Below are 20,266 nucleotides of genomic sequence, written 5' to 3'. Positions count from 1 at the left end.
ATGACCCAAGGAGACACTCGACCATGAGCTCGCAACTCAACGGCAAGCACATCCTCGTCATCACCTCCAACACCGGCATCGAGCGCGACGAGTTGCTCAAGCCTCTGGAAACGCTGCGTGGCTACGGCGCGACCGTGACGCACGCCTCCAGCAAAGGCGGCACTACCCAGACATTTGTCGGCGACACGGAAAAGGACCAGACCGTGGAATCAGACGTGCAACTGTCGGATGTTGTCAGCGCCGACTTCGATGCGCTGGTCATCCCGGGCGGCACAGTGAATGCCGATACGCTGCGCCAGGATACTGCCGCACTGCGCCTGATCAATGAGTTCGTGCAGGCCGGCAAGACCATCGCGGCGATCTGTCACGGGCCATGGACCCTGATCGACGCTGGCGTGGTCAAGGGCAAAACCCTGACCGCCTATAAAAGCGTGCGCATCGACCTTGAAAACGCCGGCGCGGCCAGCGTAGTGGATGCGGAGGTTAAAGAGTGCCAGGCCAATGGCTGGACCTTGATCACCTCGCGCACGCCGGACGACCTACCGGCGTTCAATCAGGCGATTGCCAAGGCCATCGGCGGCTGATCGGCTTAGCGCAATGAAAACAGGCGCCCCATGGGCGCCTGTTTTTTATCACTCACCGCTTCAGCTTTTACGCTGCTGCGCCATTTCACGCTTGGGTCCGAACATTGCCCACGCAATCAACCCCAGCAGCGGCACGAACACCAGCACCACAACCCACAACCCCTTGGTCTCCCATCCGCCAGTGCTGCGCAACACTATATTGATCGCCCAGAGTTCCAAGAGCAGCAGAACCACCGCCAATACGATCCAGATATATTCAATTTGCATGATTCACCTCCTGAAGTCTAAGCGTTAGGTCAAGCAGATGCCCCAAGGGTTCCATTAGAATTTTCCTGGCCCCACTTTATGGCCCCCCGTTGCGCTGGAGTGTCAGCAACCGGCTGTGCGTTGTGCAACCTCAACGCGGCCCGACCATGCAAGCTGCACGACCGACAAGCGCACATGAAAATATAACCATCTGATTTTAAATATGATTTATAACCATAAAAGTTGGTACGCCTGATGCAACCTCCCTCACCACGAGGCGTGCACTTCGACACGCCCGCACACCCCCGTGAGGTTACCTATGAATGCCATCGACCTGCTCAAAGCCGACCATGAACGCGTCAAGACCCTGCTGACCCAGTTGAGCGAATCCACTGAACGCGGGGTGAAAAAGCGCACCGAGTTGCTGGCCAAACTTGAAATGGAAGTCACCCTGCACACCCAACTTGAAGAAGAAATCCTCTACCCCGCGTTCAGGAAAGCGGGTGGCAAGGAACAGGACATCATGTACCACGAAGCCAAGGAAGAGCACCGTACCGTCGACTCGCTGGTCCTGCCGGACTTGAAAAAGACCGACCCATCTTCCACCGAGTTTTCCGGTCGCGTCAAAGTGGTCAAGGAGCTGCTTGAGCACCATATCGAAGAAGAAGAAACCGAGATGTTCCCCCAGGCCAAGAAACTGCTGGGTAAAGCGCTGCTCGAAGAGCTGGGGGCCGAGATGGAAGCGATGAAGGCCGCGCACAAAAAAGCCATGGTGAAAAAACCGCTGGCCGCGTAACGGCTACCTCCTCGCAGCAAAGTTCGCGCGACAGTGACCCACAGGCCCTGTCGCGCTATCGATTTGCACCGATGATTTCTCCTCGCTCACTCAGCGATCCGGCCGACCGAGCCGGCCTGGCGCCCCATGCTAGCGTGCCATTGCCCTTGGCAGTGGCCGGGGGCTTTCAGGAGATTCATCACAATGGACACGCACTCCCCCACCTATACCCACCTGTTCAAAGAGGACTGGCACCTGCTGTGTTCGGCCTCTTCCATGGCGGCAATCGACTCCCCGATCGCCTACCTGAAGGCGTTATACCTATTTGCCCAAGCGCTGGAAAAAAGCGGTAAAGGCAAACAGCCCAAGGTCACCCTCGACCAGCGACGCCCCGAACTCAAGACGCTGCCCCTGGACGAACGCAGCCTCAGCGCTGTGATTCCTCAACTCTCGATGATCAACGAAACCCTGTCCCGCCAGATTGACGCTCACCTCAAAAAAACCCCTCGTGAATACCGCGGTCGCTCACTTGATGAGGTGCTCGGCAAGCAACGTTTCCCCTTCGTGCTGCCGTTCGAACGTGCGCATCGGCAGTGTTGGCTCGGTTTGTCCGGCAACAAGCCACAATTGGGCGAACTCAGTTACCGCATCAGCCTCAAGCTGCCCACCAGCCAGCGCGCGCAAAACACTTACGGCGTGGTCAGGCACGAGGCCTATGAAGCGCAACGTTTGCTGTCCGGGCTGAGCCCTGCCCAGCAGGTGTTATTGACCGAGCCTTTTTTAAAAAGATCAGGAGACGTACAGGCAGAGGATTTTTTTACCCAGCACTATGGCACCCAGCAGCAGCCCCTTGAGGAGTTGCCCCACTGGTTGCAAAAAACCGGACTCACCGCCGATCAGACCGAAGCGCTACTGGCCTGCGGCAAGTATGTGCCGGTGCTGTCGAGCAATGTTCTGGCAAGCGCCCTGCCAACGCCGCCGGCCAAGCTGCGCCTGCACGACGGTGCCGCGTACGTGAACGGGCCGATCACCGAGGCTGGCGCGACCCAGTCGCCCCTGTCGATCACTACACAGGACAAGGGTGCTGCGCGCCTGCGCAATACCTCATGGGAACGTTACCAGCGCCTGCACCGAATGATCCGCCTGCAACGCTGGACGCAATTGCCCTTCGACGCACTCGACGCCCTGTCAACGAGCGTCGTGCGGCGTGAACACGAGGGCGACCCGGCGCGGCCCGCCAACGACAATACCCTGCGCGCACTGGGCGTCTATCGCTATCTGGAACGCCGCTACAGCCTGTCATTGCAAGCCTTTGCCGCCGTGCTGGATGAAATACCGGTGTGGGCACCCGGTACTCGCCTGTCGCTGTACGACCAGTTGTTCAACCCCGGCCCGTTGCCAGGCCAGGCATTGACGCTGGACAGGCCGACCCTGGCGTTGAGGGAGGAAATCCCGACAACCCTGCGCCACCAGCTCTGCACCGGCCTGCACCTGAGCGACACCCCGGCCTCGTTGCACTGGCTGATCAAGCAGGCCCGCCTGCATCTACCCGCTGCTTGCCCGACGCTGACGTTTTATAGCGCGCTGTATCGCCAAACCCGGATCGCGCGGATGTTCGGGCTGTCAGTGCTCGACAGCTACCATATGGCGGCGCTGCTGGGCGGTAAGGATTACACCACCCAACTGGTCAACCCGAGCCTGCGTCGCTCGGGCGTCAATGCCCCTGCCGACCTGCTCGATGTGCTGATGCAAATGGACTGGCTGGTCCGCTGGCTCAACGACACGGGTCAAACGGTTGATCAGCTTCGTCGTCAACTGCTATTGGATGCCCAATCCCCACCGCCCCACGTGCAGACGTACATCACCCAACTCGATGAGGTGGTCGAACTGACTCAGCATGGCCTGTTGGCGCAAGAAGACCTCGCTGACCTGTCATTGCCCCAGCCCGAGCCTGACACCAAAGCGGCGCCCATTGCCTGGCATGCCCTCATCGTACAAGGGCTGCTGCACAGCCAACCGCTGCTCAAGCCCGCGCCGCCCAAAGAATTGCCCAATGGGCTGGTACAGCTTATCGAAGCCCAGACGCTGAGCCTCAACCCAGAACGCAACACGGCTCTGCACAGCGATGCCAAACAGGCAGTGACCAAGAAGCTCGGCGCGTTCTACCAACAAATGCAGCCGCTTAAAGCAAACATCGACACGCTGCTCAACGCCCCCTCACACCTTGCCGGTGACACCGCCGCGTACCTGCAATGGCGCAAACTCGTGGTTCGACAAATTGCCCGAACCGCCACTGCCGAATCCACCACGGAGCTGCACAAAAATGTACTGCTGAGCCTACCGGATGCCGAAGTGTCCTTGGGGCTGGCAGTGAGCCGTGAGGCCTTGCAGGCCTTTGTGCTCCATCCGCACTGGCTGAGCCCGGACCACACCGCGGCCTCGCTGCTCAAGCTGACGCTGAGCACGCTGTACCTGCTGCAACGCTTTGCCCATTGCCTCAGCACCTACGGACTGGCCCAGGACAGCGTGCTCGCTTATTTGCAGCGCGCCAATTCATCCTCCGTTGAAGGCTCCGCCGTATCTCACGATGGGGCTTGCACTTCGCAACTGGCCGCATTGCTCAAGTGGGATGTCGATGAAATCAACCTGCTCGTTGAATCCCTGCCTGCCAAACAGGTGAAGACCCTGGCCGACCTGGACTGGCTCCTGCGTTGCCATGAAGCCGTCAGGCTCACCGGCCTCTCCGCCAACGCCTTGCTCAAGGCTGCCGACCTGCATGCCACCTTGATGAATGAAGACTGGCAACACGTTGGCTCGGCATTGATCGCCACAGCCCCCTAACCCCGTTGTATTTCGCCTGGTTCAAGGAATGACCATGTCTGACACCCTCACCCAACACCTCAACGAACACCTGCGCGACGCGATGCTGGGGTTCTACCTCAACAGCGTGCTGCCTGAAGACACGGCAGTGGCCGATACCGTCAAGACCGTCGACGATGTCTATACCTATTGGCTGCTCGACCCCCAGGTCCGCCATACGGTGCCCACCACCCGTGTCGCCAGCGCCATTGCCAGCCTGCAGCAGTACATCACTGGCATTTACCTGGGCCTGGAGCCCGGCTACGACGAACAGGGCATGAGCGCTGTCGAGCAGATCGAGTGGCGAGACCAGTTGCTGTCCTATTCACTGTGGCGTGCCCACCAGCAACTTCAGCACTACCCGGCCACCTACCTGAGCCCTACATTGCGCCATGGCAAAAGCGACAACTTCAGGCAACTGGAGAACCAGCTCAACCAATTTCGTATCGAGCCTGCGCCGCTGCAGACAGCCGTCCACAGTTACCTCAGCCGCTTCGAAGCACTTGCCAACATCAAGACCCTCAATGGTTATATCGATGGTGATAAAGACAGCTTTGCCAGCAGCACTTATTACTTCACCGGCAAGCCCAGTTCGGAAAACACCTATTACTGGCGCACGCTGAAAATGGCCTCGGGCGACGCGACCACTCCGCCAGCCTGGTCCTCCTGGCAAAAGATCCCGCTGTCGATTGACGATAACGTCCCCGAACAGACGATTCGCCCGGTGGTGTTCAACGGGCGCCTCTTCGTGGTGTGGGCCCAATGCATCAACCCGACGTCGTCGTCGAGGGACATCACCCGGATCGGGCGCGGTGATGTTGAATCGGAGAAGGAATACCAGCAACGGCTGGAAACCCGGATAAAGACCACCTATCTACAGTTGCGCTTGTACTTTTCCTATAAAAAACTGGATGACAGTTGGAGCGTGCCGCAGGCCTGCATTCAGGAATACAGCCTGGCACAGGGCCTGGATGACTTGAGCTCGGAAGACCTGATGAGCGCCACTGCGTCCATCGCCGTACTCGATTCAAAAAGCCAACCGCCGTCACTGTTCCTGGGCCTGAGCGCACAGCCGAACCATCAAACGGCTTCCCCGCACAACGGCGTGCATCGGCATTTCTTTCAAGCGGTACGGCTGGATCAGCACTTCAACGTCCATTGGCTTGAAACCCAGGGCAGCACTCGGCGGATGTTCTACTGGCATAAAGAGGCTGAACTGGCCGGGCGCTACCTGGCCCTGTTCGGGCACCACAACAGGGCCAGATTTCAATTCAGGGCGCCCGACACGGTCCAGGTCAAAGTCCACTCCCTGACCAACGACGCGCCCCATGGCACCACCCATGGCTGGAACTACGAAGACAATCAACAGCATATCCGCAGTCTTTCGGCTGAGAGCGATATTCGGTTCAACCGAACAACGTCAGTACTGGAGGTCACCACCCGCCTGGCGAAACGCTTCGAACCGCACCGCACCGTCAGGTTCAGCAAGGCAGACGCACTGGTCAATTTGACCATCACCCTCAGCAGCAGCGGTCCTGCCCAGAACGAGACGCTGGCGTTAGGCCCCACCGCCGAGATTTTCCTGGAGGGCGCCAAGCTGGCAACCTTCTCCAACGTGCGCATCGACTTGACCCTCAAGTGCAATGAGACCGGCGTCAGCTATGCCCAACTTATAAAAAATGCTGCGAATCAGCCGACGACCTTTACCCTGCCGCAAATTGAAAAAGATGAAGAAAACCCGAAAAGCACGACATTCAATCTGCGCGACCAACGCATTAGCCAAGAAGCCTTCGACTATTTTTTCAATACGCCAGACGCCACCTATACCGTCACCCTGTCGTTCTACAACAATCAGGCGCAGACCAGCAGCCATGCCTACGACTTAGTACTGGACAAGGTCCAGGTCCAGCAGAAACAACGCCTGTACAAACCCGTGTTGATGTATCCCAAACAAGGACACAGCGCTTTACCGGAAAGCCCTCACCGCAATAACACGGTACTCGTCGGCCTGGCAGACGCTTCTCGGCGCACCCTGCGCGACACGTTCACTGAACTCTCCGAAACGCACACGCTTGAGGCGCAGATCGAACTCTCCCCCACGACCTTACACCCCTACGACGAGGACTTCACTGATACGACGGCTTCCACATTGACGCTGATTCACGGCGTCTTGCTGCTGGAAAGCGATGTGCATTACCCCGACCCCATCATCCTGGGCTACGCGCTGAAAACCGCGACCTTCACCCTGCCGCCCGATAACAGCACCCCCATCATTCCACTGGCTCCGTTTATCCGGCGACTCGCAACCCCGCCCTATGGCGCGGCAGAATTCATTGACTTCGACGGGTCCACGATCGAGTCGATCGATAAGCCTGAAAACAAACGAGCGCCCATACGCACCAACACCTGCGTGGCCGGGCTGCTGGCAAAAACCGCGGGCGCAGGTTTGCATGAGCTGTTTGCCTTGGCCCCGGATGCCTGGCGCGAGCCGCCATTGCCAGGCGAGGAAAAGCCCAGTCCACTGGACTTCCACGGCCCCCATGGCACCTATTACTGGGAGTTGTTTCTTTACCTGCCCTGGCTGTTGGCACAACGCCTGAACCAGGAGCAGCAATACGCCGAGGCCGAAACGTGGATACGCTACGTGTTCGATCCCGTACACCCATCCGGGTTCTGGCGCCTGCCTGCGCTGCTTACCAGTGCGCCACAACGCCACAACGCCTCTGCCCTGCCCCACCCATTGGCGACAAGCAGCGCGGTACATTTTCGTCAGGCGCTGTACCTGTTGTACGTCGACATCCTGCTCAATCGCGGGGATGCAGCGTACCGGCAAATGACCCGTGACGGCCTGGCCGACGCCAAGTTGTGGTACATCCGCGCCAAGGGCTTGCTCGGGCCAAGACCGCCGCTCAACCCGGTCGATCCCTGGGCAGCCACGACCCTGGACAAACTGCAAAACCCTTCCACGCTCGACAGCACGACAGTACCTGCGGGCACCTCGCGGCTGTGTCGATCCCTGAGCCCTGATCTGCTGCTGCGCTGGGACAAAATCGAATCTCGCCTGCACAACCTGCGCCATCACCTGGACCTGACCGGCAAGCCCTTGAGCCTGCCGCTGTACGCCGCGACCCTGACGCCTCAAACGCTGCTTGCCGCGTACCAGCAAGGGGCGGTCGGCGCCAGCCTGCGCCCGTCGCTGCGCACCGCCCAGGCCGCGCACTATCGCTTCCAGGTATTGCTGGGACACGCCTTGCAAGCGGTCGACAACCTGATCCAGTTGGGGGCGACCTTACTGTCGTTGTTCGAACGCAAAGAGCAGGCCCAGTACCTGGAAACCCAGCAGCAGCAAGCCTGGGACTTGGCGAGGCTGGCCGTCGAGCAACAGGCCCAGGCCGTACAGTTCGATGCGAGGAACCAGCAAGCGCTGCTGGCAGGACGCCGCATGGTCGAAGCGCGGGTGGCGTTCTTCGAACAGCAGCTCAAGCGAGGCATCAGCCCGGCCGAGGCCCAGGCCACCCAGGAGTACCAGGACAGTGCGCGCTGGGACACCGCTGCCGCCGTGGCACAAGCCGGCGCGGGGCTGGCGATGCTGATACCGAATATTTTTGGCACCTCCAACGGCGGCGTGCGCTACGAGGGCGCTTTTCACGCCCTGCACGCGACGGCCCAAGGCATTGCCAATGACAAGCGCGCCAACGCTGCCCACCTGGACCGCACCGACCTGTTTGCCCGACGCGCCGCCGAATGGGCCCATTCGTTGGAACAGGCACGCCTTGAGCTGGCCCAGGTCGACGCCCAGCTGCAGGCTTACACCGAACAGCAAGCCCATACCCGCTTGCAACTGGGCCTGGCCCAGACCAGCCTGGCCCAAGCACGAAGCCTGTACGACCAGCTCGGCAAACGCTTTACCAACGCCCAACTGTATCAATGGCTCAATGGCCAACTTTCCACTTTCTACTACCAAGCCTATGACTCGACCCTGTCGCTGTGCCTGGCGGCCGAGGCCTGCTGGCAGGAAGAACGGGCTCAGTGGGACAAGCACTTCATTCAAACCCAGCATTGGACCCATCAATATCGCGGCTTCAGCGCCGGGGAAGCGCTCAAGCAAAACCTACTGAGCATGAGTAACGCCTACCTCACCCACAACGAACGTTTGCTGGAGATCACTAAAACCGTGTCGCTGCGCCATCTGCACAGCCAAGACCCTGTGGCCACGCGTGACATGCCCTGGGCCGCGCTTAAAGCCGACCTGGTAAAAACCGGCGCCTTGACCTTTGAACTGACCCTCAAGCTGTTTGACGACGACTACCCAGGCCATTACTTGCGGCGTATCAAGCACGTCAGTGTGTCCCTGCCCGCCACGCTGGGGCCCTATGAAGACATCAAGGCCATCCTGACCCAAACCGCCAATACCACGCACCTCACCCCCGCGACCAGACACACCGAAGCCGCGGTAAAAAAAGACCTGCGCGCCAAACAGCAAATCGCCCTGTCCAGCGGGCTCAACGACAGCGGATTGTTCACCTTGAACTTCGACAGCGACGAGCGTTACCTGCCGTTCGAATACACAGGAGCGATCTCCACCTGGCAACTGACCTTTCCCAACCATGCCCGGCAAAACGCCCTGCTCGAATCCCTCACCGATATCATCGTGCACCTGCGCTACACCGCTAAAAACACCGGAGGTCAACGATGAGCGTGCAGCCGCCCGAACTCTTGGAACCGAAGATTCCTGCGCTGCCCAAGGGCGGTGGCGCCATCCAGGGCCCCGGCGCGCAATGGGGCGCCGTGGGCACACGGGGTGAGGCGTGCCTGGAGGTGCCCTTGCCCATTTCGCCGGGCCGTGGCTTCACGCCGGCCCTGAGCCTGGGTTATCGCAGCGCCCAAGGCAACGGGCCCTTCGGCCTCGGCTGGGCGATGTCGGCAGGCGCCATCAGCCGTGATACCCGCAAAGGCGTACCGGCCTACGGTGATGACGACCGCTTCATCAGCCCCCAAGGCATCGACATGATCCCTGAGCGTGCTGCCGACGGCGAAATTCAGGCCACGACCTGGGACCACTATAACGGCCTGGTCCTGGACGAACCCCACCGAGTGGTGCGCTATTTTCCGGTGATAGAAGCGCGCTTCGACCGTATCGAGCATTGGTCTTGCGACAGCGACAAGGCCGGGTTCTGGTTGGTTCAGGGGGCCGACGGCTGCGTGCACCTGTTCGGCAAGACCCTGATCGCGCGCTGTGCAGACCCGAACGACGGCCTACGTGTTGCCCAATGGCTGTTGCAGGAAAGCCTCAACCCGCTGGGTGAGCAGATCTATTACCACTACAAACACGACGACCAGCCACCAAGCGCCACCAGGGACTATCGCGCCCAGCGTTATCTGGCGCGGGTGTGCTACGGCAACCTCAAGCCCCTTGAGCACCTGGCGCTGTGGCGCGCGGACGCCCTCGCTGACAAGCAATGGCACTTCGAACTGCTGCTGGATTATGGCGAACGCGACGCTGGCCTGAGCCAAGTGCCGACCTATGCCGAACAACACGCCTGGCCGGTCCGCAACGACCCGATCAGCAGTTATGCCTATGGCTTTGAACTCGGCACCCTGCGGCGGTGCCAGCAAGTGCTGATGTTTCATTACTTCCCCGACGAGCCGAGCCTGGGCGCCGAGCCGGTGCTGACGCGGCGTCTGTTGCTGGAGTACACCCATCGCCACGCCATCGGCAGTTGCCTGAACGCCGTGCACAACCAGGCCTTTGACGCCCAAGGGAACGCCAGTGCCTGGCCGCCCCTGGAACTGGCCTACAGCGCCTTCATGCCGACGCTGGACGCCGCGCGATACCAAGCGTTCGACGCCATGGCGGGCGTCAACGATGGGCAGCGTTATCAACTGGTCGACCTGTACCGCGACGGTTTGCCGGGCATCCTGCACCGCACCGATAAAAGCTGGTACTACCGCGAGCCGCTCAGGGCCCCCGGCCGGGCCAGCAGCAATGCGCTGATCTATGGTCCATGGCAGGCCCTGCCACGCATCCCCCTCGCCGATACCGCCCAAGCCACGCGCCAGGCACTGGCGGATCTTGACGGCGATGGGCATCTGGAATGGGTGGTGGCGCAACCAGGGCTGAGCGGTTTTTTCAGCCTCGACTCGCAGCGGCAATGGTCGGGTTTCGTGCCTTTTGCGGCGATGCCCCAGGAGTTTTTCCATCCCCACGGGCAACTGGCCGACCTGATGGGCAGCGGAAGGCTGGACCTGGTTCTGATCGGCAGCCGCAGCGTGCGCCTGTACGCTCAGCGCCAGGACGGCGGGTTTGATCCTGGCCAGCAGGTGCGCCATGCGCCCGACGATGAGGGACTGCCAACCCTCAGCCATTCGCCGGCCGAATTGATCGCCTTTTGCGACCCCCTGGGCAGCGGCCAACAACACCTGGTGCGCATCCGCCGTAACGAAATCAAGTGCTGGCCCAACCTCGGCCGTGGACGCTTCGGCAAAGGGTTTGTCTTCGCCACGCTGGCGTTCGACCACGCCAGCTTCGATGCCGAGCATATTCGCCTCGCCGACCTGGACGGCTCAGGCGCGGTGGACCTGATTTACCTGGCGCCTGAACACATACAGATCTATATGAACCGCGCCGGCAGCGGGCTGGCATCGGAGCCACTGACACTGCGTTGGCCCGAGGGCGTGCGCCATGACGCGACATGCCAGGTCAGCTTTGCCGACCTTCAAGGCCTGGGCTGTTCCAGCCTGATCCTGAGCGTGCCGCACATGACACCCCAGCACTGGCGGTATGACTTCGTCAGTCTCAAACCGTATTTGTTAACCGCCACGCTCAACAACCGGGGGGCCACCACCCAACTGAGCTACCGCAGCAGCGCCCAGGAATGGCTCGACGAAAAACAGCACGGGCAAACCCTGGGAGTGCCGCGAGGCAGTAGCCTTGCGTTCCCGGTACAGGTGGTCAAGCGGCAACAGCAAAAGGATCTGGTCAGCCGTAACCGCTCCACCCAGTATTTTCGTTACCGGCAAGCCTGCTACGACCGTGAGGAACGCCAGTTCATCGGCTTTGGCCTGGTGTTGCACACCGAACAACCTCCTACGGCCGATGCGCCGCCTGGGGTGTTGACCAAACGCTGGTTCCACACCTTTGAGCCCTCGCAGGAGGCTTTTTACCCGGGCGACCCGCAGGCGCCCGCGCTGGGGCCAACCCTGCTGGGCCAGTTGGAGGCCGGGCGCACAGGAGATACGCTGATCGCTACGCCCGGCGCAACCACCCGCCGCGCGATGCAGCGTGCATTGGCGGGTAGCCTGCTGCGTGAAGAGGTATATGCAGCCGCCGATGCGCCACCACAGGCAGTGCCGTATTCGGTGCAGCAACAGCGCTATCTAATACGCCAACTAAGCCCGTCGGCCAAGGCCGGCGAACCGGCGGTGCTGCTGCCACTGTTGCTGGAGTCGCTGACCTGTCGCTACGAGCGCCAACCGCACGACCCATGCTGTCGGCACATCCTCAATCTGCGCTGGGACCGCTACGCCGGCAATCTGCACAGCGTGGTGGTCGACTATGCCCGTCGCAAGACGGTCAGCGACGCCCCACCGCCGGGGCCAGCCCACGAGCAGCAGTGGTGGCGTGACGCGCACGATTCGGCGCAGCAGGTGTATTACCTCAACGAAACCCGTGCCGGCTTCATTCACCTGGACGCCGCGCAGCGCTGGCGCTTGCACTTGCCCTACCAGCAACGACGCAACGTGCTGGTACTGAGCAAGGAGGCGTTAGCAATTGAAAAAATAAGCTATGAACACTTCATTGCGCAGGGCCCGTCCGCTCCACTGGGAACAGCTGCCCAACGCAGGCTGGGGGGGATGTCGGTGCAGCACTACTGCGTGGCGGAGCACACCGAACCCTTGCCGGCCGGCACCGCGAGTTTTCAGGCGCTGCCCGCCTATATCGAGACAGCCGAACTCGATCAGCAAGCGCTGTTGGTGTATGAGGGCCGCCCTATCGCTGCCACGCTGAGTGCACAGCACTATCGGGCCATGGCCGCGTTCCTGTCACCGGCCCCCGGGCAGGACGAGGCCATCACCCTGTGGTCGCTCGGCCAGGGGTACACCCGTTACGGCCCGGCTGAAATGTTCTATCGGCCTCGTCGGCATCAGGCGAGCCTGAGCCATGGGTTCACGCAGTCCGAGTACGACCGCTATGGGCTGTACATCATCAAGGTGCAATTGGCGGACGGCTGCACGACCCAGGCGCAGTACGACTACCGTCTTGGCCTGCCGGTGACGGTGACTGACGCACAGCGTACGCAACGCTATGCGCACTACGACGCCCACGGGCAGCTGCTGGCGACCGGCCTCAAGGGAGAGGAGCAAGGAAAGCCCGTCGGCCGTGACGCCCCAACGCCCTTCATCCGCACGCCCGATACAGGCCCGGCGCAGGCCCTGGCTGATCCGAAGGCGGCGTTGCTCAACGCTCAAAGCGCGTGCTTCTACGACGTGCTCAGTTGGATGGGGCACATTCCATCCGCCAGCATCCAGGCGCAATGGGTAAGCAGCGGTTACCTGCTGCCCAGCGGGCACATTCGTGCCTCGGCGTTGGCACGCCTGAACAGCCTGAGCGCTGCGCTCCCCCATCATCAAACCCTCAAGCGCCTGATTCAGGCGGCCAGGCAAGTGCCGGTGCACGTCGTGGTACTGCACGCCGACCGTTGGCAAGGCACGTCGCCAACCCCGCAGATTCAGATCGCTCTCGCCTTCAGCGACGGCTTTGGCCGCGTGCGGCAAACCCAGGAAAAGGCGCAACCAGGCCCGGCCTTTGCAGTCGATGACGCCGGTATGTTGAGCGCGGGTGCCGAGCCAATCGACGCCACTCGCCGTTGGCGGATCAGCGGCCGTGTGGAGTATGACAATCAAGGTTGCCTGGCGCGCACCTGGCGACCTTACTTTGCCGACCGTGCTGGCTATATCGACGATGCGGCCTTCAACACCTTGCGCCCCAGCGAGCAACATTTTCATGACGCGTTGGGACGCCCGGTGCGCGTGGTCAATGCCAACGGCGACACACGGCGCCAGACCTACTGCGCCTGGTACAGCATCGCTGAGGACGAAAACGACACGCACGCGCCGGACTGACAACAGAGCCGGGCCGTTACACGGCCCGTGCTCTTTGGGCTGACGTTAAGCGTATTAACGGCGGTGAGGGTTCATCACCCTGACCGCCCGATAATTGAGCCCGCTGATGTGCTGAATCATCACTCGATAGGCGCCACGACCGCGCTGCCCGCGATAGCCCGGCAAGTCAAAACTACGGACATTCTGCCCGCCCGCCATGGCATGCCCGGTATGAAAGTCCAGGGTGCGGGCTTCCAGGCGGTTGATCACATTCCTGATAATCCCTCCCCCTACGCCACGCAGCTCATTGAGAACAGGCTCAACGTCAATCACGAGTCGCTCAGGTTCCAGCCCGGAGGAAGGTCCTGAGCTTACCGGTGGCGCGGCGGGCTCTTCAGAAGCGGAGCCTCGGCGACCCACGCTCGTGACCCTGGTTTGCGGTTGTACTTCGGTGTGGGTCAGCCCAGCCGCAGGAAGCGGGCCGGCGCCCACCTTGCGTGCCGGGGCACGAAGTTCTATCCCGACAAACCCCAACCTCGCAAGCGTAAAACTAGGGTTACGCTCCGTTTGTGAGGCTATTTCAGCCTGCTCCCGGTGCTCGGTGGGCCCAATGTACCCATAGAGCCCGCCCCGCGCTGCCGGCGTCAGTCCGTAGGACAGGCGCTTAGTGTCTGCGGTGGCCAGTCGGTGTTCCAGAAAAAAGTCCGCCAACTCGCTGACTTCATGTTCGGTAGCGCCATGCCGATGGCCCAGCTCTTGCGCACCGGCCAATGCGGACTGCGCATAGAACGCTCTGCGCCGAACTTCAGTAGTGCTGAGCCGTTGATGCGCGTAAAAGGCGACACCCACCACTCCTGAAATCAGCCCAAAGTAAGCCAGCTCAACCCTGTATCCAACCTCTATACCAATCCCATGCCCGATCAACAACACCAGGAGCAGAACCGTCACCACCTCCAGCATCGAGCGGCGCTGCAAACCGTCTTCGTCTACATAACCCATGGGGTTGTTCCCCACCATCGTATACAGGTTCAACCCATCCACATCCCCCGCCGGGTCAGCGCTGATCCACCGCAACAACCACGGCGCGTAGTACCTGAAGCCGTAGTAATACAACCCGCTGGCGTCGCGCTCCTTGCCCGAATAACGTCGGGTTTTATAGTTCGCCTCCAAGGCGCTTTTTGCCGCCCACCAGGCGGTTGCGCCGAAAGGGTAATAACTTTCCTGGCTCAACAGGCCGGCTGCCTCGTCCAGCTCCAGGGTGCCGCTGCCCAAATGGTCGTCGAGGCTGAACCGCAGTTGCTCGTCCCGCATCTCCTCGGGGCGCTGCTGCTCCCACTGCAGCGCTCTGACCGAATGGCGCCCGCCCGGAGCGAGCACCACGTTCAACCACTCGCCATCCGGCCCGTGGCGATGCAGCTCCAGCCCTGGCAGATAAAGCACTTCATGGGTGTGAGTCTGCGTCTTGCCATGTGCCACGCGACGCTTGATGACTCGCTGGCCGGCGCCGTCGTACAGATACACCTCATCGTCATGTTCGCCATTGTCACGCAGCACCTGCGCGACGCGAACCAACTGGTTGCGCCCATTCCAGGTCAATGCCTGACCAGGCGCCAGAGCCTGGAGATTGCCACGTTGGTCAAAGCCGTTACCCAGGCCCGGCGCCTTTGCGCCCTCGCGGGCAATCACGCTGTGATTACTGTGTTCGCCCACCTGCATCCGTTGGGTATAACCGCTGCCGGTGCTGGGCACATGGCGCATCTGCGTCAGATTACCGGCCGAGTCGTAGGCATAGTGGCGGGTGTAGCTGCCCCAGAGACTGTCGTCTGTGGCGCCGAACGTGATTCGGCCCGGCAGTGCGGATGCGCCAGTATTGCGCGCGTTTTCACGGCCAGTGGCCTTGATCAATCGCGACAGGCTGTCGTATTCGAATGTGCTTACTGCCTCCACCTGCACGTTGCTGGCCCAGCGGGTCGGCTGCGCCGCATCGCGGATGCGCAACACATTGCCGACCCGGTCGTAGCTATAGAAGAGGTCTTGCAGGCGCTTGCCTGCCGAATCCTTGAGGTGGGCGCTCAAGCGTGTCAAACGTCCATGGGTGTCCGAATACTCGGCAACGCTGACCACGCCATTACCCAGGCGTTCGCTCAACACCTGGCCCGAGGCGTTGACGCTGCGTTGATCCACCAGGGTCTTGCGCGCTCCGCTTTTGAACAGAATCTCGCTTTTCGTCAATTGGCCGTCGACACCGTATTGAGATTGCTGGCGATTGCCGCGCGCGTCGACCTGCTCCAGACGTTGCCCCAGCGCATCGTGCTGCCAAGTGGTGGTGAAGGTCTGGGCTTGCAACTGTGCATCCCGCTCACTCATGGGCAGCGGCCAGTCGGGCGCGGTGTGCGACGTGCAAAGGCGCCGGGTTTGCTCGGTGATGTTGCCTTGCACGTCGTAGCGCTCAACGAGCAAAGTGCCTGCCGGGTCATCGTGACGAATCATGCGCCCACAACGATTGCGCGCCGCCTCCGTAGACGTCATGCCCGCGTAGCTCATGCGCTCGACACAGCGTTCAACCGCCACCTCCTCCGTGCGCTCGAATACCGCCACGGGGCGCAGCAACGGGTCGTATTCGAACCGCTGGCGCGTGCCTCGACTGTCCCACTGTTGCACGACCTGGCCGCCACTGCCGAGCAAGCGCGTCTGACGGCCCGCATCCACGCTGTCGGTGCTCAGCACTTGCCCGCCCAAACTATAACGATGAGACAGATTGGGCGGCACGTCGGGGTCGGCAGCGTGCAACTCAAACAACCTGGGGTCCCACTGTTGCTGCAACAGGCCGCGAGCGTCGAACACCTGCCGCGTGACCTGCGCGGTGGGTGATTGCTGCGCGGTATTGCGAGGGTACGCCACGCTGCGCACGGCCAACCCTCGCGGGTCGACCACCGTCAGCGTGGGCGTGTTGTGATGCAAAGAAGACATAACCTGATGACCTGAAAACCAAAGAAGCCTAGAGCCTAGTCATCAAGTCGGTGCCAGCCTGCGGGCCCCGCACGCTGCGCCGTGTGCGGCGCTTCCGAAGGTGTCGTGAGGCTTACCGGACGCGGCGCTTCATGGCACGGGCAGCCAACCGCTGAAAGCGCCTTGGGCATCCAGCGGGCACCAGGCAAAATCCCAGGCGGGCGGCGGCAATGCCGGTCGCGGCGCGGCTATCGAAGGGTGATGCTTCCAGTCGAACAGCGTGCAATCGCGCCAGCTCAGGACAATGCCTGCCGACGGGCTGTCGTCCGTCAGCACCCAGCGCGCAGCAGCGGCGGCCATGAAGGCTTCGATCGGTTCCTCATCAATCTGTGTGCGGTACGCCGAACTCAGCAACCAGCGGCATACGTTCAGATGGTACGTCCAGTCCAGCGGCGGCTGGTTGCGATAGGCCCAGGTCATGAAGGCGCGAAACAGGTTCAAGCCCTCCGGTGGGTCGAGCTTGAGCAACGCCGGACAGATGTCGAACAAGGTATGCCAGTGAGGCAGCAGGCGTGCATCCAGGTGCACGAAGCAGCGCGAATTACTCGGGTAATCAGGCAGCGCCGGTTGCGCACGCAGGCGCCGCGACGCCTTACTGACCAGGCGGCTGGCGCCGGCAGGCAATTGAGGGTTCATAGAGTGTTCTCACAATCGTGACGAGAGAATGCCTCCTGGTCACAGGAAGCCCAAGGCACACGTCAGGATGCGGGAGAAGCGCGGGGGTTGGCCGAGGGCCAGGAATAGCGCGGCGGCGCCTTGTTGCGCCGCTCATGGGCGACACGTGGGGTTTGCGTAAGACCGAGCAGCCAGGCCAGGCCGATCAGGAACACCAGGGCGACGGTAACCGCGTTGCACACCGGGCAGGCAAAGTAGTTCGAGATGTTGCTGGAAGACGGGTTTGCCAACCCTTTGTCGGAAATGGGCGACTGCCCGCCGTCCACCGAACAGAACAGCCCGCCGATGCCGTTGAGCTGCTGCCCCATCATCTGACCATGCCCCAAACCGCAGGCGAACAGGTTCATCAGCACGCAGAAGTACAGGGCCCAGGCGATCAGTGAGCGGTCAGAGTGGCGCAATTTCATGGCGGCGACTCTACCACCGAAGCCATAAAAGGACGAAATGCGCCACGCCCCTGTGGCAGAACGTCGCAGATTACGCGCACCGGCCAGGGTTGCTAGACTCTGCACCCTTCTCGTTACTCCTTTTCAAAGCCTGGCGGAGCAGCTCCACGGCCCTACAGGCGTTTCACAGGATGCACAGTTGATGAGTACGTTATTCACCCGCCGCAAAGTGCTGACCGGCATGGGCCTATTGGGCCTGGGCAGCCTGCTGGGCGGCTGTGACTACAGCCCCAAGCTGAACTTCAAGTACGGCAAGGACCTCAGTGACAAGATCATGGGCCGTACCTTCAAGCTCAAGAACACCGACGGCGAAACCGTCACCCTGAGCTCGTACCGCGGCCTGATGCCGGTGGTGTTCTTCGGCTTCACCCAGTGCCCGGCCGTCTGCCCGACCGCCCTGGCCCGCGCCGCCCAAGCCAAGAAACTGATGGGCCGCGATGGCAAGATCATGCAGGTGGTGTTTATCACCCTGGACCCCGAGCGCGATACTCCCGAGATTCTCAACAATTACGTCAAGGCCTTCGACCCCAGCTTCGAAGCGCTCTACGGCACCCCGGAAGAAATCGCCGTGGCCGCCAAGGAGTTCGGGATCTTTTATGAAAAGATCCCCGCCGGCGACACCTATACCCTCTCCCACACCGCCACCAGTTTCGTATTCGACACCCGTGGCAACCTGCGCCTTGGCTTGCAGGCATCCCTTACCGCTCAAGAGTGCGCCGAAGATCTGCTCACCGTCATGGAGGTCTGCTAATGACTGCCGTTCAACACCTCAAGCGTCTCACCCTCGGCCTCACCCTGCTGGGCCTCGCCGCCCACGCCAGCGCCCAAGTACAAGTAACCGACGCCTGGGTACGCGCTTCCGTACCCGGCCAGCCTTCCAGCGGCGCCTTCATGACCCTCACCGCCGACAGCGACAGCAAACTGCTGAGCGTCGCCTCGCCGGTCGCCAAAGACGTACAGATTCATGAGATGAGCATGAAGGACGACGTGATGCGCATGGGCCCAGTGGACTCGGTGGCCCTGCCTGCCGGCAAAACCGTCAAGCTCGACCCGAACGGCTACCACGTGATGCTGATGGGCCTGACCGGCCAGATCAAGGAAGGCGACCAGGTACCGCTGACCCTGACGGTGCAAGATGCCAAGGGGGAAAAGCAGGCTGTCGAAGTGAAAGCGACAGCCCGTGGGTTGGATGGCATGGACCATAGCAAAATGGACCATAGCAAGATGCATTGAGTAGGCGATTAAACCTACGGCCTTTTTCTCCCGCGTAAGCGAGCTGCTTTTGAGCTTGATCTCAGGCGCCCCGTTAAACCACGCTGGCCGAACGCAGGCGGGGAGCCGAGTGGTGGGGGCATGTACTCGGTATAACTGTGTCGACCATCAGGCCGCCTTCGCGGGCAAGCCCGCTCCCACAAGGACTTCGTCTGGCGCTGATTCTGCGGGCAGTACATAGCCCTGTGAGGTGTCAGGTGGAGAGGAGTCAGCTCCATCACACGTCCCGCGCCATATGCTCCGCAATCCTGCCCCTCAACCAACGCTCCGCCGGGTCGTTGTCATGCACCCCGCTCCACACCATCGACAGCTCCGCCGCATCAATCGCAAACGGCGGGTCCTCGGCGCGCAGGCGTGTGCCTTCGGTCAATGCGCACGCGGCGTAATCGGGCACGGTCGCGATAATCTGCGTCCCCGCCAGCAACGCCCGCAACCCACTGAACTGCGGCACCGCCAGCACCACCCGACGCGAGCGGCCGATGCGGGCCAGGTCCAGGTCGATATTGCCGCTCAGGTCGCCAGAGAACGACACCATCGCATGGGGCCTTGCGCAGTAATCATCCAGGGTCAGCGGCGCCTCGCCGTCATCCCCGCGCAGGACCTTGCAGGGGATATCGCGCAGCTTCTTGCGCTTGGCATTGGCCGGCAGGTCGGTGGTGTAGCTGACCCCCACGGAAATTTCTCCGCTGGCCAGCAGCGAAGGCATCAACAGGTAATTGGCCCGGCGCACCACCACAATGATGCCCGGCGCTTCTTCGCGCAGGCGGCTGAGTAACGACGGAAACAGCCCGAACTCCGCATCATCGGACAAACCGATGCGAAACACCGCGCAGCTGGTGGAGGGGTCGAAATCCTTGGCACGGCTGACGGCGCCCGAGATGGTGTCCATGGCCGGTTGCAGCTCCTTGAGTATCGCCAGTGCACGCGCCGTGGGTTCCATGGCACGGCCGTTGCGCAGCAGCAACGGGTCATCGAACAAATCGCGCAAGCGGCCCAATGCAGCGCTCACTGCCGGTTGGCCGATAAACAGTTTTTCGGCGACCCGGGTCAGGTTTTTCTCGAACATCAAGGCTTCGAAAATCACCAGCAGGTTCATATCGACGCGGCGCAGATCGTTGCGGTTCATGGGTGCTATCCAAACGTTTTCCAGAGGGCCAGGGAAGCATGCATTGCACGCCTGGGATTGCATAGCTGTGCTGTCTTTTCCAGCACCGCACCTGGCGAAATTAACAACGATTAACTCGTCAGCCAGGCACTCGGGCAACAAGATAAAGCGCGTCTACACTGCACCCATCCAC

12 protein-coding genes are annotated in these 20,266 nt (G+C 61.4%); 7 read left to right on the top strand and 5 right to left on the bottom strand.

What is annotated here, in order from left to right:
* Positions 1-23: 23 nt before the first annotated feature.
* Positions 24-584: a type 1 glutamine amidotransferase domain-containing protein gene (locus tag BMH52_RS17645; protein WP_014718796.1), complete on the top strand. Its 561-nt coding sequence runs from the start codon at positions 24-26 to the stop codon at positions 582-584.
* A 60-nt stretch (positions 585-644) separates the two neighbouring features.
* Here the strand turns inward: BMH52_RS17645 and BMH52_RS17640 are convergent, their stop codons facing one another.
* Positions 645-851, bottom strand: coding sequence for a hypothetical protein (locus BMH52_RS17640; RefSeq protein ID WP_003191730.1), 207 nt, complete (start codon positions 849-851; stop codon positions 645-647).
* A 298-nt stretch (positions 852-1,149) separates the two neighbouring features.
* Between BMH52_RS17640 and BMH52_RS17635 the strand changes: the two genes are divergently transcribed.
* The 4 genes from BMH52_RS17635 to BMH52_RS17620 all read left to right on the top strand — a co-directional run bounded on the left by BMH52_RS17635 (position 1,150) and on the right by BMH52_RS17620 (position 13,587).
* Entirely contained in the window at positions 1,150-1,626 is a 477-nt protein-coding gene (locus BMH52_RS17635) for a hemerythrin domain-containing protein (protein WP_014718797.1), read from the top strand.
* A 183-nt stretch (positions 1,627-1,809) separates the two neighbouring features.
* On the top strand, positions 1,810-4,446 hold the full coding sequence (locus BMH52_RS17630) for a Tc toxin subunit A (protein WP_073844488.1): 2,637 nt from the start codon (positions 1,810-1,812) through the stop codon (positions 4,444-4,446).
* Between the two features lie 34 nt (positions 4,447-4,480).
* Positions 4,481-9,160 (top strand): neuraminidase-like domain-containing protein, encoded by a 4,680-nt coding sequence (locus tag BMH52_RS17625; protein WP_073844486.1) that lies wholly within the window; start codon positions 4,481-4,483, stop codon positions 9,158-9,160.
* The gene (locus BMH52_RS17620) at positions 9,157-13,587 is read left to right on the top strand and encodes a SpvB/TcaC N-terminal domain-containing protein (RefSeq protein ID WP_073844484.1); all 4,431 of its coding nucleotides are present in this window, start codon (positions 9,157-9,159) and stop codon (positions 13,585-13,587) included. Before BMH52_RS17625 ends, BMH52_RS17620 begins: the two co-directional genes overlap by 4 nt.
* A gap of 54 nt (positions 13,588-13,641) precedes the next feature.
* Here BMH52_RS17620 and BMH52_RS17615 read toward each other — a convergent pair whose 3' ends face one another.
* From BMH52_RS17615 to BMH52_RS17605, 3 genes are all read right to left on the bottom strand, one after another.
* Positions 13,642-16,536: an RHS repeat-associated core domain-containing protein gene (locus BMH52_RS17615; protein ID WP_072434040.1), complete on the bottom strand. Its 2,895-nt coding sequence runs from the start codon at positions 16,534-16,536 to the stop codon at positions 13,642-13,644.
* Positions 16,537-16,665: 129 nt separating this feature from the next.
* Positions 16,666-17,211, bottom strand: coding sequence for a putative natural product biosynthesis protein (locus BMH52_RS17610; protein ID WP_014718802.1), 546 nt, complete (start codon positions 17,209-17,211; stop codon positions 16,666-16,668).
* A gap of 62 nt (positions 17,212-17,273) precedes the next feature.
* Positions 17,274-17,657 carry a DUF2946 domain-containing protein gene (locus tag BMH52_RS17605; RefSeq protein ID WP_003191740.1) on the bottom strand — a complete coding sequence of 128 codons (384 nt, stop codon included), beginning with the start codon at positions 17,655-17,657 and terminating at the stop codon, positions 17,274-17,276.
* A gap of 181 nt (positions 17,658-17,838) precedes the next feature.
* On the opposite strand from BMH52_RS17605, the gene BMH52_RS17600 reads away from it, so the two are divergent.
* Together BMH52_RS17600 and BMH52_RS17595 are read left to right on the top strand one after the other, a co-directional pair.
* A complete protein-coding gene (locus BMH52_RS17600) occupies positions 17,839-18,447 on the top strand; it encodes an SCO family protein (RefSeq protein ID WP_003191741.1) in 609 nt (202 codons plus the stop codon).
* A complete protein-coding gene (locus BMH52_RS17595) occupies positions 18,447-18,929 on the top strand; it encodes a copper chaperone PCu(A)C (protein WP_014718803.1) in 483 nt (160 codons plus the stop codon). Before BMH52_RS17600 ends, BMH52_RS17595 begins: the two co-directional genes overlap by 1 nt.
* A 256-nt stretch (positions 18,930-19,185) precedes the next feature.
* Here BMH52_RS17595 and BMH52_RS17590 read toward each other — a convergent pair whose 3' ends face one another.
* Positions 19,186-20,094 carry a LysR family transcriptional regulator gene (locus tag BMH52_RS17590; protein WP_014718804.1) on the bottom strand — a complete coding sequence of 303 codons (909 nt, stop codon included), beginning with the start codon at positions 20,092-20,094 and terminating at the stop codon, positions 19,186-19,188.
* Between the last annotated feature and the right edge of the window lie 172 nt (positions 20,095-20,266).

This window comes from Pseudomonas sp. BTN1, assembly GCF_001907715.1.
GTDB classification, from domain to species: domain Bacteria; phylum Pseudomonadota; class Gammaproteobacteria; order Pseudomonadales; family Pseudomonadaceae; genus Aquipseudomonas; species Aquipseudomonas paracarnis.
The sequence above is the reverse complement of the archived record's forward strand: the minus strand, read 5'-3'. Positions and strand labels throughout refer to the sequence as shown.

Coding starts and splice junctions, on each gene's coding strand:
- BMH52_RS17635 (WP_014718797.1), top strand. CDS start 1,150: ATGAATGCCATCGACCTGCTCAAAGCCGACCATGAACGCGTCAAGACC.
- BMH52_RS17615 (WP_072434040.1), bottom strand. CDS start 16,536: ATGTCTTCTTTGCATCACAACACGCCCACGCTGACGGTGGTCGACCCG.
- BMH52_RS17625 (WP_073844486.1), top strand. CDS start 4,481: ATGTCTGACACCCTCACCCAACACCTCAACGAACACCTGCGCGACGCG.
- BMH52_RS17630 (WP_073844488.1), top strand. CDS start 1,810: ATGGACACGCACTCCCCCACCTATACCCACCTGTTCAAAGAGGACTGG.
- BMH52_RS17605 (WP_003191740.1), bottom strand. CDS start 17,657: ATGAAATTGCGCCACTCTGACCGCTCACTGATCGCCTGGGCCCTGTAC.
- BMH52_RS17595 (WP_014718803.1), top strand. CDS start 18,447: ATGACTGCCGTTCAACACCTCAAGCGTCTCACCCTCGGCCTCACCCTG.
- BMH52_RS17620 (WP_073844484.1), top strand. CDS start 9,157: ATGAGCGTGCAGCCGCCCGAACTCTTGGAACCGAAGATTCCTGCGCTG.
- BMH52_RS17590 (WP_014718804.1), bottom strand. CDS start 20,094: ATGAACCGCAACGATCTGCGCCGCGTCGATATGAACCTGCTGGTGATT.
- BMH52_RS17640 (WP_003191730.1), bottom strand. CDS start 851: ATGCAAATTGAATATATCTGGATCGTATTGGCGGTGGTTCTGCTGCTC.
- BMH52_RS17645 (WP_014718796.1), top strand. CDS start 24: ATGAGCTCGCAACTCAACGGCAAGCACATCCTCGTCATCACCTCCAAC.
- BMH52_RS17610 (WP_014718802.1), bottom strand. CDS start 17,211: ATGAACCCTCAATTGCCTGCCGGCGCCAGCCGCCTGGTCAGTAAGGCG.
- BMH52_RS17600 (WP_003191741.1), top strand. CDS start 17,839: ATGAGTACGTTATTCACCCGCCGCAAAGTGCTGACCGGCATGGGCCTA.